This is a genomic window from Pseudomonas sp. R1-18 (genome assembly GCF_051132095.1).
GTDB lineage: Bacteria > Pseudomonadota > Gammaproteobacteria > Pseudomonadales > Pseudomonadaceae > Aquipseudomonas.
Genome location: NZ_CP071658.1, coordinates 4,282,076 through 4,296,531, shown reverse-complemented (window position 1 = coordinate 4,296,531; position 14,456 = coordinate 4,282,076). Strand labels below are relative to the sequence as shown.

16 protein-coding genes are annotated in these 14,456 nt (G+C 59.9%); 1 reads left to right on the top strand and 15 read right to left on the bottom strand.

Annotated features, from left to right (window positions below; all coding sequences use genetic code 11):
• Positions 1 to 104: 104 nt before the first annotated feature.
• From speA to J3P77_RS19605, 9 genes are all read right to left on the bottom strand, one after another.
• Entirely contained in the window at positions 105 to 2,018 is a 1,914-nt protein-coding gene (speA, locus tag J3P77_RS19645) for an arginine decarboxylase (RefSeq protein WP_434678235.1), read from the bottom strand.
• Between the two features lie 104 nt (positions 2,019 to 2,122).
• On the bottom strand, positions 2,123 to 2,494 hold the full coding sequence (locus J3P77_RS19640; RefSeq protein ID WP_434678234.1) for a translation initiation factor Sui1: 372 nt from the start codon (positions 2,492 to 2,494) through the stop codon (positions 2,123 to 2,125).
• 175 nt (positions 2,495 to 2,669) lie between these two features.
• Positions 2,670 to 3,215, bottom strand: coding sequence for an NUDIX hydrolase (locus J3P77_RS19635; RefSeq protein ID WP_434678233.1), 546 nt, complete (start codon positions 3,213 to 3,215; stop codon positions 2,670 to 2,672).
• Positions 3,215 to 4,294: a DUF2333 family protein gene (locus J3P77_RS19630; RefSeq protein WP_434678232.1), complete on the bottom strand. Its 1,080-nt coding sequence runs from the start codon at positions 4,292 to 4,294 to the stop codon at positions 3,215 to 3,217. Before J3P77_RS19630 ends, J3P77_RS19635 begins: the two co-directional genes overlap by 1 nt.
• Positions 4,295 to 4,409: 115 nt before the next feature.
• Positions 4,410 to 4,907: a hypothetical protein gene (locus J3P77_RS19625; protein WP_434678231.1), complete on the bottom strand. Its 498-nt coding sequence runs from the start codon at positions 4,905 to 4,907 to the stop codon at positions 4,410 to 4,412.
• The gene (locus J3P77_RS19620) at positions 4,907 to 5,410 is read right to left on the bottom strand and encodes an Hcp family type VI secretion system effector (protein ID WP_434678230.1); all 504 of its coding nucleotides are present in this window, start codon (positions 5,408 to 5,410) and stop codon (positions 4,907 to 4,909) included. Before J3P77_RS19620 ends, J3P77_RS19625 begins: the two co-directional genes overlap by 1 nt.
• A gap of 374 nt (positions 5,411 to 5,784) precedes the next feature.
• The gene (locus J3P77_RS19615) at positions 5,785 to 5,910 is read right to left on the bottom strand and encodes a hypothetical protein (RefSeq protein WP_434678229.1); all 126 of its coding nucleotides are present in this window, start codon (positions 5,908 to 5,910) and stop codon (positions 5,785 to 5,787) included.
• Positions 5,911 to 5,959: 49 nt separating this feature from the next.
• Positions 5,960 to 6,613, bottom strand: coding sequence for a hypothetical protein (locus J3P77_RS19610; protein WP_434678228.1), 654 nt, complete (start codon positions 6,611 to 6,613; stop codon positions 5,960 to 5,962).
• Complete coding sequence (locus tag J3P77_RS19605; RefSeq protein WP_434678227.1) at positions 6,610 to 7,767, bottom strand: DUF2515 family protein; 1,158 nt, start codon at positions 7,765 to 7,767, stop codon at positions 6,610 to 6,612. The genes J3P77_RS19610 and J3P77_RS19605 overlap by 4 nt, the downstream gene beginning before the upstream one ends.
• A 322-nt stretch (positions 7,768 to 8,089) precedes the next feature.
• On the opposite strand from J3P77_RS19605, the gene J3P77_RS19600 reads away from it, so the two are divergent.
• Positions 8,090 to 9,757 carry a diguanylate cyclase gene (locus tag J3P77_RS19600; RefSeq protein ID WP_434678226.1) on the top strand — a complete coding sequence of 556 codons (1,668 nt, stop codon included), beginning with the start codon at positions 8,090 to 8,092 and terminating at the stop codon, positions 9,755 to 9,757.
• Between the two features lie 19 nt (positions 9,758 to 9,776).
• Here J3P77_RS19600 and J3P77_RS19595 read toward each other — a convergent pair whose 3' ends face one another.
• From J3P77_RS19595 to J3P77_RS19570, 6 genes are all read right to left on the bottom strand, one after another.
• On the bottom strand, positions 9,777 to 10,337 hold the full coding sequence (locus tag J3P77_RS19595; protein WP_434678225.1) for a DUF4136 domain-containing protein: 561 nt from the start codon (positions 10,335 to 10,337) through the stop codon (positions 9,777 to 9,779).
• 18 nt (positions 10,338 to 10,355) lie between these two features.
• Positions 10,356 to 11,000 (bottom strand): DUF4136 domain-containing protein, encoded by a 645-nt coding sequence (locus tag J3P77_RS19590; protein ID WP_434678224.1) that lies wholly within the window; start codon positions 10,998 to 11,000, stop codon positions 10,356 to 10,358.
• Between the two features lie 19 nt (positions 11,001 to 11,019).
• Positions 11,020 to 11,769 (bottom strand): methyltransferase domain-containing protein, encoded by a 750-nt coding sequence (locus tag J3P77_RS19585; protein ID WP_434678223.1) that lies wholly within the window; start codon positions 11,767 to 11,769, stop codon positions 11,020 to 11,022.
• Positions 11,766 to 12,071 carry a MazG-like family protein gene (locus J3P77_RS19580; RefSeq protein ID WP_434678222.1) on the bottom strand — a complete coding sequence of 102 codons (306 nt, stop codon included), beginning with the start codon at positions 12,069 to 12,071 and terminating at the stop codon, positions 11,766 to 11,768. Before J3P77_RS19580 ends, J3P77_RS19585 begins: the two co-directional genes overlap by 4 nt.
• 69 nt (positions 12,072 to 12,140) lie before the next feature.
• Positions 12,141 to 12,998, bottom strand: a complete 858-nt coding sequence (locus J3P77_RS19575) for a MaoC/PaaZ C-terminal domain-containing protein (RefSeq protein WP_434678221.1) — start codon at positions 12,996 to 12,998, stop codon at positions 12,141 to 12,143.
• A gap of 29 nt (positions 12,999 to 13,027) precedes the next feature.
• On the bottom strand, positions 13,028 to 14,383 hold the full coding sequence (locus J3P77_RS19570) for a 3-oxoacyl-ACP reductase (protein ID WP_434678220.1): 1,356 nt from the start codon (positions 14,381 to 14,383) through the stop codon (positions 13,028 to 13,030).
• Between the last annotated feature and the right edge of the window lie 73 nt (positions 14,384 to 14,456).

Genomic DNA, 14,456 nt, shown 5'->3' with positions numbered 1-14,456 from the left:
AAGAATGGCGGGGTAGAGAGCTCAAGGCGGAAAAGGAAGTTGCCTACATGTGGATATGATCGTTCCCACGCGAAGCGCGGGAACGATCAGGTGTTACGAGGGCGTCAGGACGACAGGTAAGACGAACGGGTCAGGCCCAGACGCAGTGCGTCCAGATAGTAGGTGCGCTCACGCGGCGTGATCCTGGCACTGGCGACCTTGTCACGGTAATGGGTCATCAGCTCTTCCGGCGACAGGTGCACGTAACGCAGCATGTCTTCGATGGTGTCGTGGGTCTCGATGCCGGCGTGGTACACGCTGCCGTCCTGATTCTGGTAGATGTTCACCGAGTCGGTGTCACCGAACAGGTTGTGCATGTCGCCCAGAATTTCCTGGTAGGCACCGACCAGGAAAATCCCCAGCAGGTAATCTTCACCAGGGTTCAAACCATGCACCGGCAGGCTGGTCTCGATGCTCTGCTCGTCGACGTATTGCTTGATCTTGCCGTCGGAGTCGCAGGTCAGGTCCTGCAGCACGGCGCGGCGCAGCGGCTCTTCGCCAAGGCGATGCAGCGGCAGGATCGGCAGCACCTGCCCGATCGCCCAGGTATCCGGCAGGCTCTGGAACACCGAGAAATTGCAGATGTACTTGTCGGCCAGCTTGTCGTTGAGTTCGTCCAGCACCTGACGATGTGAGCGCTGACGTGCTTTGAGCGAGTTGTGCAGGCGGCGGCAGACAGCGAAGTAGCACTGCTCGCCAAGGGCTTTCTGCGCCAGCGTGATCTTGCCGTCAGCGTACTGGGCGGCGATGTCGCTCATGTAGTGCGTCGCACGCCAGTAGGTTTCGGTAACCATCTCGATGTCAGTCGGGCCGAGCAGGTCTACCAGCCACTGCAGGGTTTCGGGCAGGCTTTCCTTGTCGGAGATTTCCGGCACTTCGTCGTTATGCTTTTCGACGTCGGTAACCTGGACCACCAGCATCGCGTGGTGGGCAGTCAGCGAGCGACCGCTTTCCGAGAAGATGTGCGGATGCGGCAGGCCCTGCGCGTTGCAGAATTCCTTGAGCATGCCCACCACGACACCGGCGTAATCGTCCATGTCGTAGTTGATCGAACTGGCGTTGCGCGAGTGCGTGCCGTCATAGTCGACACCCAGACCGCCGCCGACGTCGATGTGATCGACCGGCAGGCCGAGGTTGCGCAGCTCGCCGTAGTAACGGATCGCTTCCTTGAAACCGTGCTGATAGTCGGCCAGGTTGGCGATCTGCGAACCCATGTGGAAGTGCAGCAGGCGGATGCCCTGGTCCAGACCGGCCTTGCGGAAGCGCTCGACCACCGACAACAGCTGTGCGGCAGACAAACCGAACTTGGACTTTTCACCGCCGGTGTCGGCCCACTTGCTCGACGCCAGCGACGACAGGCGCACGCGCAGGCCGACCTGCGGAGCGACCTTCAGCTCGGCGGCCTCTTCGATCACCAGTTCGACCTCGGACTCTTTCTCGATCACGATGAACACGTTATGACCGAGCTTCTGGCCCATCAGGGCCAGACGGATGAATTCGCGATCCTTGTAGCCGTTGCAGACGATGGTGCCGCCTTTCGGCGCCAGTGCCAGCACGGCCATCAGCTCAGGCTTGGAACCGGCTTCCAGACCGATGGACACGTTCTGTGTGGCGATGATGTTTTCCACCACCGCTTCCTGCTGGTTGACCTTGATCGGGTACAGCGCGGTGTACTGGTTCTGGTATTCCAGGCGCGCAATGTTGCTGTCGAACGCGCCGGTCAGCTGACGAACGCGATCTTGCAGAATGTCGGGAAAGCGAACCAGCAATGGCAAGGACAGGCCGCTTTTACGCAACTCGTCGACCTGCTCGTACAGGTCGATGGGCGAGCTGCCCGGACCGTTGGGACGAACTTCAACGCGACCGGCTTCGTTGATTGCAAAATAACCGGCGCCCCAATGGCGAATACCATAGACGCTGCGGCTGTCCGCTACGGTCCATTGGCTGCCATCGTCTTTGCGTGTGCGTCGTACGGACATCGAAGTCCCCTATAAAAAGTCGTGTAGCGCCAACATAAAACGGCTGGTCGCAGTGTAGTGAGTAGAAATGACCGTTTTGGTTCGGTGGCAATCACCGCGTTTGGTCAGCCGCCGGATTTCTTGGCCTTGAAGCCTTTCCTGGCCAGTTCCGCGAGCAGCAGCTCGACGTGATCGCCCTGAATCTCGATCACGCCATCCTTGAGCGATCCGCCGGTGCCGCAGCGCTGTTTGAGTGCCTTGGCCAGATCCTTGAGTGCGTCTTCAGCGAGAGGCACGCCGCTAATGGTGGTGACTGTCTTGCCACCACGGCCTTTGCTTTCGCGGCGTACGCGCGCGATGCCGTCTCCCTCGGGGATGACGGTCTGCTTGCAGGTGCAGGCATCGACAGGTTGACGGCAATCCGGGCAATGGCGCCCTGCGTCGGTTGAAAATACCAGGCCGCCCAAAGCGGCGAAGGAAGCGGCTTTTTTAGCCACGGGAAATCCTCTTGTTGAGGACTGAAGATGGGCCTGACTCATCGTTGAGTCGCGACCGCGAAGCCCCACTCTGGCAGGGGCAGCGCTAATGGAACGGCAGGTGCCGGACCAGTTTGAAAAGGTCGCGCAGTGTAACGGCAAAAAGCGCAGTTGCTAAGGGGCTGAATGCACCAATTTATTGATCATTTGCGACCTGCTGTCGGTAGCGTTTCAACGCCGCCAGCGAGTCCGGGCAATACGGCTTTTCCAGCGCCTGACGCAACACGTCGGCCACAGGAAGAAAGCACGCTTCAAGCACCTCTTCAGGCTGCAATCGCAGCGGTCCATCCCAGACGGCGGAGAACACCGCGCACCAGACGCGGTTGCCTGGCTCGTCGTATAAGAACCGTTCGTGCGCTTGCAGCGGCACGCCGAATACTCCCAGCTCTTCCTCCAGCTCGCGTGCTGCGGAATGTTCGTAACTCTCGTCGGCCTGGACCATGCCACCCGCCGCCACATCCCAATAGCCGGGGTATACGGCTTTGCTCAGGGTGCGGCGATGGACGCACAGGTCACCAGCGCTGTTGAACAAGAGGATGTAGGTCGCACGGCCGATCAGGTCTTTGTCGCGCAGTTCGGCGCGCGGCAGTGAACCAAGCAACTGATCCTGATCGTCGACCCAGGCAATCCGTTCGGCGTCCGAGGCGGCGCGGTGCGCGGCCTCGTTCGAAGAAATCGACATCAGCCCTGGGAAAGCAGCTGGCGAAGGTCGATGACCGCCGCGTTGGCGCGCGAGATGTAGTTGGCCATGACCAGCGAGTGGTTGGCGAAAATGCCGAACGCGCTGCCGTTGAGGACCATCGGGCTCCACAGACCTTCCTGCGACGCCTCCAGCTCGCGGATGATCTGGCGCACGCTGACAGTGGCGTTCTTCTTGGCCAGCACGTCGGCGAAGTCGACCTCGATGGCGCGCAGCAGATGCGACAGCGCCCAGGCTTGACCGCGTGCTTCGTAGAAGACGTTGTCGACCTGCAGCCACGGCGTCTCGACGATTTCCTCGTCAACCTGCGGCACTTCGCCCGGTTTGACCGACACGATGGCTTCGGTTTTCAAAGTGCTGTTGAGCTTGACCCGACCAACACTCGCCGACAGACGCTGCGACAGAGAACCCAGGCGGGTGCCCACATCGCCCAGCCAGTTGTTCAGGTTGTCGGCGCGGGCGTAAAACAGTGCGCCTTTCTGGTTGGGATCGGACAATCGCGCCTGATAACGGCTAAGCGCGTTGACTCCGTCGGTGTATTGAGATTCGCTGGACGGCAGCACCCAGCTGCGGTTGTCGAAGTTGAACAGCGGCTCGGCACGAGCCAGATCGCCGTCTTCCGCCGATTGGGACTGCGAACGGGCGAAGTCCTTACGCAAGGCGCGGCTCAGGTCACGCACCTGAACCAGCACGCCGTATTCCCAGCTCGGCATATTGTCCAGCCACAGGCCCGGTGGGAGACGATCGTTGGCAAGATAACCCCCGCGCTTGTCGAGCAGCGTCCGGGTGACACTCTTGAGTGTCTCGACCGTGGTATAGCCGATGACGATCTGCTTGCCTTCACGTTCCGCGGCCGCTTGCGCATTCTGCTGCACAGGGAACAGCGCCGGCTCCTTGCTCCAGTACCAGCCGATTACCAGCGTGACGAGCAGATAAATCAGGATCAACGTCCCCAGCGCCCGGCTATAGAAAAGACTGCCCAGATAACCGCGTCTCTTGGCCGACGAAGTTTCGGCGGTGCGCTCACCCGCGCTACCTGCGCGGTTCTTCCAATCCAGCATGGTGGAGGTCCTTTCGGTCTTGGGTTGAATGCTTCACGTGGCGTTCGACAGCAACCTTACCCCAATGTGCGATTTGCGGGCAGACTCAGTGAGCGTTGGCCGCCCGGGCAAGCGCTTACTCAACAAGGTGGAGTTGCAGCTCTGCAAGCAAATGGCCAGGCGGCGCGGGTGACAAGTACGCAACGCCCAACCCGTCGGTCTTGCGCACGTTGCTCTCCTGGCCAGTCATAAAGCGTGCTTTCCGGTTTGCAAGCGGCTCTCCCGTAATGCTGTCCAGAATGCGGACCACAAGCTTCTCGACCTTTTCCTCAGGCAACGGCTTGCTGCTTATCTCCTTCACACGCTGCGCGGATTTCTGTTCTTGCGCGGCCTTGTCGAACCGGCCCCAGTCGAAGTAGTACGCTTCATCCTTGACCAGTAGCCAGTCGCCGCTCTCCACCGCCGCAAGTGCATCCTCCTGACGGTTGCTCATCAGTTCGCGATGCAGATCATCGACTCCGTCGACCGGGGTGCCAGAGCTCAGCGAACTGCCGACCAGATCTTTCGCTTCAGCGGCAGGGTACGCGTAATCACGCTCATGAGGCGATGCGTAACGATCAGAAGTCAACTTCATTACCGGTCGGCACTCTGCCAGAAATCCACGCCCATGGTCTCACCGGTGTGGTGCTTCCAGCTGATGCACTGGTAAGCGAAGTGGACCCGCTCGAACTGGGTGTAGCAAGCGTTGGCGGGGTCCTGCCGATGGGGCATCACCAGATCGACGCCGACGATCATCGCGTCGTCCAGCTCAATTGTGTAGAAATGCTCATGGGCTCCGTTGGCATCCGTGCGATACAGCTCCAACCGGCACTGTTTAAGCAGTTCGCTGGAGCACATCGCGGTGTTTAACAGTGGCGAACTCCGGTCGATCTCCTTGGTGATGGTCAACGGTTTATGCATGCGGCTGCCCTTCCCACCGTTTGTGGGTATGACAATGGAATGGGTGATGGCCTGAACCAGAATCTTGTTCTGATGCTCCGGCGCCCAGTCGAAACCGACTGATTTCTGCGTAAGTGCTCCAGCCGTAATCAGGCCCTGATTGGCTCCGGTGATGGTCATAAAAGCGGGTGCTGGCATGGGTGGACTCCAGAATTTTCCTGACCTTATCAGCCGAAAACGTCACTGGGTCAGCATCCTGAAAATCCAGAGCGAACTGACAATGGAGGGGGTAACGTAGTGCTTCACGAAGGGAAGTTTCCTACGCAAACGCGGTGGGCGTTCACGTACGCCGCGACTTTGTGTAAGCGAACTTAGTCTGGGAGGCAATCCGACGATCTCCCCCAGGTCCAACATACGGCGCGACCTCTGTGATTTACTTTGCTGAGGGCGGCACCCCGACGATCTGCCGCGAAGCGGCAATAAAGCGGACGCTTCCGTGTCAGGCATGCCAAACCAGGCTTGCCGGGCGGTGCTTCACCTCTACGAGCGGTGGAACGCCGATGCATATCTTCCTAGGGCTCGTCGATGGTCAGAGCGATTTCAGGCGCAGGCATCAACAAGGAGCCAAAGTAGTAAGCGGCGACCACTGCCATGAACAGTTGCGCCGAGAGCTTGCGGCGAACGAGGGGACGTTTCATCGCATGCCAGTCTTGCTTGCGATGTAGTGCACTGCTGCCTCTATAACTGTCACTGTCCGCTCGGGTGCGGCTTTAGTGGCAAAGAAGATCTATCCTCACGCGGTGTCCATGGACGTGCCATGTTGAGCGTAATCAGATAGCGTTCTTCTTTCGGACGTTTAGAGTACCTGAAACGATGCATGATGAGCAAAACTTGGTATTTGTCCTCGGCATGCCAATAGGTAGTTACGCCATTGGGCGCGCTGCGCAGTGTGGCCCGCCATTCCGGAGTGTCAACGAATGTTGGGTCGGAATCAGGAAATATATTTATCCATCCCCCGGCGACCAGTTGCTTCTCGATATCCATGACCACTTTCAAGGCGTCGTCCAGCAGTAACGGTTCTACTTGGGGCGACATCTGCACACTTCGAACATGCTCATCGTCGAAGCTGACCGTAAAGAATCGTGCTGGCGGAGTAGTGAAACCATATTTGGGGTCGATGAAACGCAGGCTTGCGTCAGTATCTGGCATGCTGAACCAAATGTGGCCTGGGATCGCTTTCCCTATACTGGCAGTTGAGCGCCGACGCATATCTTCCCAAGGCTCTCCGATAGCCAGGGCGATTTCAGGCGCGGGCATCAATATGGAACCGAGGTAGTAAGTGGCGAATACCGCCACGAACAGCAGAGCTGAGAGCTTCCGGCGGACGGGTGGACGCGTCATCGGACGCCGTTCCCGTTCGCGATATCGAGAATAGACGCCTCGATAACTTTCCGCTTGTCGCTGTTCAGCAGTTGGTGGAATTGCTGGGCTGCTCGGAGTACAAAAGACATGCGTTGCTGAATGTCTGCAAGGTTAGCCAGTGGACTTTCGCTGAATGAAACCGTCCGCTCATCTTCGACTGCTTGGCATTGGCCGGCAAGCGTCAGCTCTATAGGCTGGGCGATCTTTGGCAGAAAGTGGATATTAGTGACGTAATAAGCGTGATTACCTCTAAGGAGAGCTGACAGCTTCGCGTCTTCGTAGATGACAGGCTGGAGAATGTTGATCTGCTCATGTACTGCAAGGCTCTCTACGCTTGCACGGATGTCCTCCTCGTCGATAGCTTTGAACCCTGCTAAAACGTTATCAGTGCCAGACCCAAATTTAAGGGTCTGCTGATCAACCAACCAAAGCACCGGAAACCTTGGATGCCCATAGATTCCGCGGCGTTTTCTGAGACACGTTTCAAGCTCTTTAAACCCCCGCTTCGCAAAAAATGCATGCAGCGGGTAGATGTCCAGAAAAAGCGTGGTATTACCTAAAGCCATCATCTCGTAAACATACATGAACCGTTCCTGAGTCAGGCTTGGCTGTTCAGGATTGAAGGATTTGTCGAGCAGCGGCAGCGGGTTGCGGGCGTCGGCCTGGCGGGCTTCGTTCAGCAGTTGTTCCTGTTCCTGCATCTTGTCCGAGGTGAACAGGCCGTTTTCGCTTCGGCTTTCGCGCAGTTTTTCCCATGCTGCGGATTCCGCTTCGATCGCCTCGATTGACTGAGCCGCATGCAGTAGCCCGCACCCTACCTGCTTGGAAGCAAAGGCTGCCAGGCCGGCCCATTCAAAGCGCTGGTCTTCAAGCCAGAGCCGGGCATAAGCGGCGTTGATGGCGCGGTTGCGTTCAATGGGATTGGCAATGAGCTGCCCGCCCGGCGCAACAATGTCTTCGGCTTCTTTCTGATAGACCCGCCATAACCCTTCACATGGCAGGACCGGTACGTCGGTGACTTTCGTGGGGACATCATAAAGCCGCTGTACCCGACTCTCGCAGTCGCCAACTGGGCGGATGCTCTGGCCGAGGCTCTGCTGATCACATTCATGCTCTTTGAAACACTGGGTCATGCGCGACGTACTCCTGAACGTCGCGAGAAAATATCAGCCCAAATCGCTCCAGGTTCGGGCTCTGAAAAATTCAGAATGGGCCTACAGTGCACGCTCCAGAACCGCATTCTAGAGCGCTGCTTGCCTACCCGAGGCTCTGAAAAAACCTACATAAATCGTTGGTTACTTAAATGAGCTTTTTTGCGTGTTAGCGACCGTTCAGGGCTGAACGCCACTCGTTTGTTGTCAAATAAGTGACTTACGGCACTCTTTTGGTCGCAGAAGAAGTGCTAGCATAGCGCCACTAGCCGTACCGCTTACGCGCCCTCACAGTAGTCAGGATATGACCGAGCTCGAAGACCCTAGCCGCGACCGCCTCAAGCACCACTTTGCCCAACGGGTCATTCATCAGGCGCGCCAGATTCTGGAAACGTGGCAGCGGCTGCAGAAAGCCGAATGGTCGGCTGACAACATGGCTGAGCTCAAGGAGTCGACGCTGCGGCTGATGCGCTTTGCGGAGCGATTCGAGCAGGCCGAACATCTGGAACTGGCGCAGGAACTGGATCGGGCTCTGGAGCAGGTCGAAGCTAATCGCGGACGGCTCAGCAGCGATATCATCACCGAGCTCAATCGTCTGATGCAGCGTTTGTCGCGGACCGGCCTGCGCCAGGGCGACAAGCTGGAACAGACGTCTTTACCGCCTCTGCGCAAGCCGGTGTATGTCGCGCTTCAGGACCATGAACGCGGCGAGCGCCTTGCCAAGCAGCTGGAGTTTTTCGGGCTGTCAGCCATTTCGCTGACCAGCGTGGCCGAATTCCAGGCGGCGATGCTGCAACGTCATCCGGCCGCGATCATCATGGACGTGGACTTTTCCGGAGCAGGACAGGGACTGCGGCTCGCGACACAGGTTCAGGAAGGTCTGGAGAGCAAGCTGCCGCTGCTGTTCTTCAGCCTGCACGAGACGGACACGCCGATGCGTCTGGCGGCGGTCCGCGCCGGCGGCGAAGAGTTTCTGACCGGGACGCTGGAAGCGTCGAGCCTGCTGGAGAAAATCGAGGTTCTCACCTGCGTTGCCCAGTACGAGCCTTATAAAGTGCTGATCATCGATGATTCGCGGGCGCAGGCCACGCATACCGAGCGAGTGCTTAACGCAGCCGGCATCGTCACTCGTACCTTGCTGGACCCGATCCAGGCGATGGCCGAGCTGGCCGAGTTCCAGCCGGATCTGATCATTCTCGACATGTACATGCCAGGTTGCACCGGGACCGAACTGGCCAAGGTCATTCGCCATAACGACCGTTACGTCAGCGTGCCGATCATTTACCTGTCGGCCGAAGACAATCAGGACAAGCAGCTGGATGCCATGAGCGAAGGCGGGGACGATTTCCTCACCAAGCCGATCAAGCCGCGCCACTTGATTACCACGGTGCGCAACCGTGCGGCCCGCGCGCGGAACCTCAAGTCACGCATGGTTCGCGACAGCCTCACCGGCCTCTACAACCACACGCACATCCTGCAACTGCTCGAAGACTGCAGTTTCCGCGCCCGGCGCGAGGGCAAGCCGTTGTGCTTCGCGATGCTGGATATCGACCACTTCAAGAAGGTCAACGACAGCCACGGCCATCCCATGGGCGATCGGGTCATCAAAAGTCTGGCGCTGTTTCTCAAGCAGCGTCTGCGCAAGACCGATTTCATCGGCCGTTACGGCGGCGAGGAATTTGCCATTGTGATGCCGGACACCGATATCCAGCGCGCCCACAATGTGCTCGAAGAAATCCGTCATCGCTTTGCAGAGATCCATTACCCTGCCCAGCCAACCGATCTGTTCTGCACCTTCAGTGCGGGCATTGTCGCGCTCGGGCCGGATGACGACAGCCTCAGCCTCGCGTCCCGGGCCGACAGCGCGCTGTATCGCGCCAAGCATGCGGGGCGTAATCAGGTGCATGCGGCTGTGATGTCCCTTTCGCAGGCAAGCTCACTCCTGCATGAGAACGAGCTGCTGCATCGCTAAGAGCGTTCCTGCACTTGCATCAACGCGGCGGGTATTGCTCCAGAATCTTCGCCACCACGGTGCGGATGACCGTGTCGCGTTCGGTCGGGCTGGCAGTGTTGTTGCCCAGAATCCGTTCCGTGCTGCCGCGCCACACCAGTTTGCCGTCCTTGCCGTCATACAGGTCGATCTGCAAGGTCGAGACTTTGTAATCCACGCTGCGCGTTTCGGTGCTCATCGGAGCGCCCCAATAACCGTAGCCGCCCCACGGGCCCCAACCTCCGCCGTAATTGGAACTGACCAGCTGCTGACGGTTTTCGACGATCAGCCACGCCTGAACCTTAAGGTCGCCCTGGTTGCCAGCGGCCTGGCGCAGACCGCGCTGGTCGAGTTGATCGGTGATGGCTTGCCGAATGCGCTGGTCAGTCAGATCGCTTTTGAATCGCGGGTCGTCCGGTTGGTACTGCACAGCGGGCTCTTTCCAGCTCCAGTTGCGATAGCCGCCGAAGTCGCGTTGAGCGTCGAAGTCACGGTCAACCGGATAGCTCTGGCACGCAGCAAGAAGCAGGGCGAAAGACAGCAAAACCAGATGTCGCAACATGGCAATTCTCCGCGGGGTCTATGAAGGAGGATACGCGGCCAGGGCTTGCTGCACAGCCTGGCGCAAGGCCTTGGTGCGGTCCGATTCCCTGCTGCCGCTTGAAGTATCGGCGCTGGCACTCCATACCGGCTGGCCGGTGCGCGCATCGAACAGGTTGATTTGCACCACCATCACCTGCACCTGATAAGTGCGCACAATGGGCACGCTGGCATAGCCGCCATAACCGTTGTTTCCATAACCGCCGTAGCCCACCGATCCGCCGTAGCCTCGTGGTCCGCCGTAGTACGGATCGTAATAGGAATCGTAGTCGCGTTCCTGGCGCAGTCGGGTTTCCTGGCGGGTGCTGGCGCTTACATAGACGTCGGCTGGCTGACCGGCGCGTGCCGGGCGCAGCCCGCGCTGATCCAGACCGTTGCTGATCGCTTCAGCGACCTGCGCCGAGTCCATCCATGCCGTGCCTGGCGGAAGGCGATTGTCGAGCCACGCCCAGCTTTGATATCGGCCATAGTCACGCGGCGGTGCCGGATAGGCGCTCATGTCCGGACCGGCCGTTGCCTGCGCGGGCGCGGGGGGCAACGGTTTCGAATCGGCGACGTACGGGTTGTCGCTTTGACAGGCACTCAGAGCGAAACCGAAGGCAAGCAAGGCGAGACGACGTTTCATGATGGTCTCCGCGAAGGTGTCAGGCCGGACGGCAGATCCAGTGCAGGTAGCGACCCAGTCCTGCAAAAGCCGGATGGCGACGATGGGCCAGCTCCATTTCCACCAGCCCGGCCAACTCGGCGCGTGCCTGGAATTCGACGGGCATGTAGTCGTGGAACACTCGTACGCCACTCTGGGTTTCGACTCGCCAGCTTCCTTCAAGTTGCGTCGCCAATTCTCTCGGATCAAGCGGCTGTTGCGGCGTCAGGCTCTGCTTCTCGCCTGCCATGTCGTTCTTGCGCATTTTGCGGAAGTGACCCTTGAGCAAATTGCGATAAATCAGCGCATCCCGGTTGTAAAACGCCAGCGATAACCAACCCTCGTCTCTTGTCAGACGGCGCAATACCGGCAGGATGGAGTGAGGTTCGGCCAGCCATTCCAGAACGGCGTGGCACAGCACCAGGTCGTAGGTTTCATCCAGCAGGCCCGGCAGCTCCTGCCACGGCGCAAGAATGAAGGTCGCCTCGCGCCCGGCTTCGGCGAAGCGCTGGCGGGCGCCTTCGAGCATGGGTTCGGCCGGCTCGGCGAGCGTGACATGGTGGCCCTGTTCGGCAAGCCACAACGACATGTGCCCCAGCCCGGCGCCGATATCCAGCACGCGCAACGGGCGCTGGGGTAATGCTTCGGACAAGTCGGCCTGCAGCACCGCCAGACGGATAGCGCCCTTGGCGCCGCCGTAGATTTTTTCCGCGAAGCGGGTGGCCAGTTGATCGAAATGACGGTCGCTCACTTGGCGAATCTCCGCTCGCTGTCCGCCAGCTTGCTACGCACGACCGCTTCCATATCCAGCCCCAGTTCGCTGCACAGCAGCAGCAGATAAAGCACGATATCGCCCACTTCTTGCCCGGCGTGGGCCAGTTGCTCCGGCGGCAGTTCGCGGGACTGGTCCTCGCGCAGCCATTGGAAAATCTCTACCAGTTCGGCCATTTCAACGCTGGCGGCCATGGCCAGGTTTTTCGGGCTGTGAAACTGCTTCCAGTCGTTCTGGTCACGAATCCGGTGCAGGCGTTGGGTCAGTTCGTCGAGGTTCATCATGCTCTCCTGAAGGCGCATAGCTTCAAGGGGAACGAGACGTCAGGCAAGCGGGTTTTCGGCGCTGGCCTATTCCTGCGCCGGTCGCCAGCTGCCGGTCATGTGGACAATACCAGGCTCGCCATCGACCCGCAGCTGACCATGAGAGCCCGCGGCACTGGCTGACAGCACGACATTGCCCGGCAGCCGCACCGGCTTGTGGAAATCGACGCTGATCTCGACGTTCGAAGCGGGCAGATGATCGTCAAGCGTCGCCAGCGTCCGGGCTTTGAGCCACATGCCATGGGCGATTGCCTGCGGGAAGCCGAAGAGTCTGGCGCTGGGCGCGCTCAGGTGAATCGGGTTGTAGTCGCCCGAAACCCTGGCGTAGTGCCGACCGATATACGCCGGCGTATCCCAGCGTGCCAGCTCGCTGACCGGCAGCGGCGCAGGCTCCGATTCTTCGCGAGGCGAGCCATCAAGTTTCGCGTCCTTGCACAGCAGGGTGCTTTCTTCCTCCCACAGCAGCCCGAGCCCGTCTTCGACCTGCGTGACCAGGTCGAACGTCGCCCCTTTGGCATGCGCCTGCAACCCCGAAGCATGGACACTGACGTATAGCTGGGTGATGCCGCCCAACGGGCGATGGACCCGAATCCGGTTGGCGATGTGGATCAAACCGAGCAATGGAAATGGGAAGTCCCGCGATGTCATCAACTGCATTTGCATCGGGAATGCCATCACATGGGGAAAGGTGGAGGGCAGCAGGCTGGCCTCCTTGAAACCGCAGGTCTTGCGGTACGCCGCCAGGTTGTCGGTGTCTACCGAGACCCAGCTGCGCAGGCCGAGGTCGGGAAGCTGCGTCCCGGTAACCTTGCGTCGCAATGCCGCCTGGATGAACAGGTTGGGAAGTGGCTGCAGCGAATCCAGGTAGCGCCAGTGAGCAGTCATGGTCTGTCTCCTTTGGGCTCAGATCGAGCTCATGCTCCGATCACGCTTTGGCCACACACGCGCAATACCTGGCCGGTTACCGCACCGCTGCCCGGCTGGCTGAACCAGGCGACTGCTTCTGCAACGTCTTGGGGAAGGCCGCCCTGACCCAGCGAACTCATGCGCCGACCGGCTTCACGCAGGGTGAACGGCATGTCGGCGGTCATCCGGGTTTCGATGAATCCAGGCGCAACTGCATTGATGGTCATGCCACGCGCCTGCAAGGCGGGCGCCATGGCGCGAGCGAAGCCGATCAGCCCGGCTTTGCTGGTCGAGTAGTTGGTCTGGCCGCGATTCCCGGCCAGGCCGCTGATCGAGGCCATCAGCACGATTCGCGCGTTATCGTTCAGGCCACCGTTCTCCAGCAGCGCCTGCGTCAGCAACTGCGGAGCGTTGAGATTGACCGACAGCACCGAATCCCAGAAATCCTCGGGCATGTTGGCCAGCGTCTTGTCGCGGGTGATTCCGGCGTTGTGGACCAGAATGTCGATGCCGTCCGGCACGTGTTCGCGAAGCTGGCTGGCGGCGTCTTGCGCGCAGATATCCAGCGTCAGCGCCTGACCGCCGAGGCGCGCGGCCAGGGCTTCCAGCTCGGATCTGGCCTGCGGCACATCCAGCAGCACGACGTGCGCGCCATCACGAGTCAGGGTTTCGGCGATTGACGCGCCGATGCCGCGCGCTGCCCCGGTGACCAGTGCTTTCTGGCCGGCCAGTGGCCGCGTCCAGTCTAGAACCTGGCTGGTGCAAGGCGTCAGGCGGATGACCTGACCGGAAATGAACGCGCTCTTGGGCGAGAGCAGAAAGCGCAACGCGCCCTCCAGCTGGTTGAGGGCTCCATTGTCCACTTGCAGCAGCTGGACCGTGCCTCCATCGCGCATTTCCTTGGCCAGCGAGCGGCTGAAACCTTCGACTGCCTGCTGGGTACTGGCCGCCAGCGGATCATTGAGGCTGGCTGGCGCATGGCCGAGGATGACTATATGGGCGCTGTGCTCAAGACCGCGCAGCAGAGGCTGGAAGAAATCGCGAAGTTGTTTCAGATGCTCGGTGCGCTGCAGCGGGCTGGCGTCGAACACCACCGCCTTGAGCCTGGGTCCTTGATTGGCGACCCAGACGGTCGCACTGGGAATGTCGGTGCCAAAGCTGTACAGCGAATCGGTAAGTCGCTGGGCGAAAAGCCTGACCTGATCGGCCAGCGGACCGGCGCTGATCAGCAGCGTGCCTTCGATAGGTCGCAGGCGTCCGGCCTGCCAGCGTTCCAGCCGCGTCGGAGTCGGCAGACCGACGGCTTTCACCAGGCGACGTCCCATGTCGGAATTGGCGAAGTCAATGTAGCGATCTGACGGCATGGAACACTCTCCTTGGGGGTGGGCTCAAAGAATGGACACACAGGGGCGGCGTTTGTTCTTGACCGTCTACGCT

Excerpts from the sequence above, each read along its gene's own strand:
- speA (WP_434678235.1), bottom strand. The coding sequence starts at position 2,018 with ATGTCCGTACGACGCACACGCAAAGACGATGGCAGCCAATGGACCGTA.
- J3P77_RS19635 (WP_434678233.1), bottom strand. The coding sequence starts at position 3,215 with ATGTCGATTTCTTCGAACGAGGCCGCGCACCGCGCCGCCTCGGACGCC.
- J3P77_RS19630 (WP_434678232.1), bottom strand. The coding sequence starts at position 4,294 with ATGCTGGATTGGAAGAACCGCGCAGGTAGCGCGGGTGAGCGCACCGCC.
- J3P77_RS19625 (WP_434678231.1), bottom strand. The coding sequence starts at position 4,907 with ATGAAGTTGACTTCTGATCGTTACGCATCGCCTCATGAGCGTGATTAC.
- J3P77_RS19620 (WP_434678230.1), bottom strand. The coding sequence starts at position 5,410 with ATGCCAGCACCCGCTTTTATGACCATCACCGGAGCCAATCAGGGCCTG.
- J3P77_RS19615 (WP_434678229.1), bottom strand. The coding sequence starts at position 5,910 with ATGAAACGTCCCCTCGTTCGCCGCAAGCTCTCGGCGCAACTGTTCATG.
- J3P77_RS19610 (WP_434678228.1), bottom strand. The coding sequence starts at position 6,613 with ATGACGCGTCCACCCGTCCGCCGGAAGCTCTCAGCTCTGCTGTTCGTG.
- J3P77_RS19605 (WP_434678227.1), bottom strand. The coding sequence starts at position 7,767 with ATGACCCAGTGTTTCAAAGAGCATGAATGTGATCAGCAGAGCCTCGGC.
- J3P77_RS19600 (WP_434678226.1), top strand. The coding sequence starts at position 8,090 with ATGACCGAGCTCGAAGACCCTAGCCGCGACCGCCTCAAGCACCACTTT.
- J3P77_RS19595 (WP_434678225.1), bottom strand. The coding sequence starts at position 10,337 with ATGTTGCGACATCTGGTTTTGCTGTCTTTCGCCCTGCTTCTTGCTGCG.
- J3P77_RS19590 (WP_434678224.1), bottom strand. The coding sequence starts at position 11,000 with ATGAAACGTCGTCTCGCCTTGCTTGCCTTCGGTTTCGCTCTGAGTGCC.
- J3P77_RS19580 (WP_434678222.1), bottom strand. The coding sequence starts at position 12,071 with ATGAACCTCGACGAACTGACCCAACGCCTGCACCGGATTCGTGACCAG.
- J3P77_RS19575 (WP_434678221.1), bottom strand. The coding sequence starts at position 12,998 with ATGACTGCTCACTGGCGCTACCTGGATTCGCTGCAGCCACTTCCCAAC.
- J3P77_RS19570 (WP_434678220.1), bottom strand. The coding sequence starts at position 14,383 with ATGCCGTCAGATCGCTACATTGACTTCGCCAATTCCGACATGGGACGT.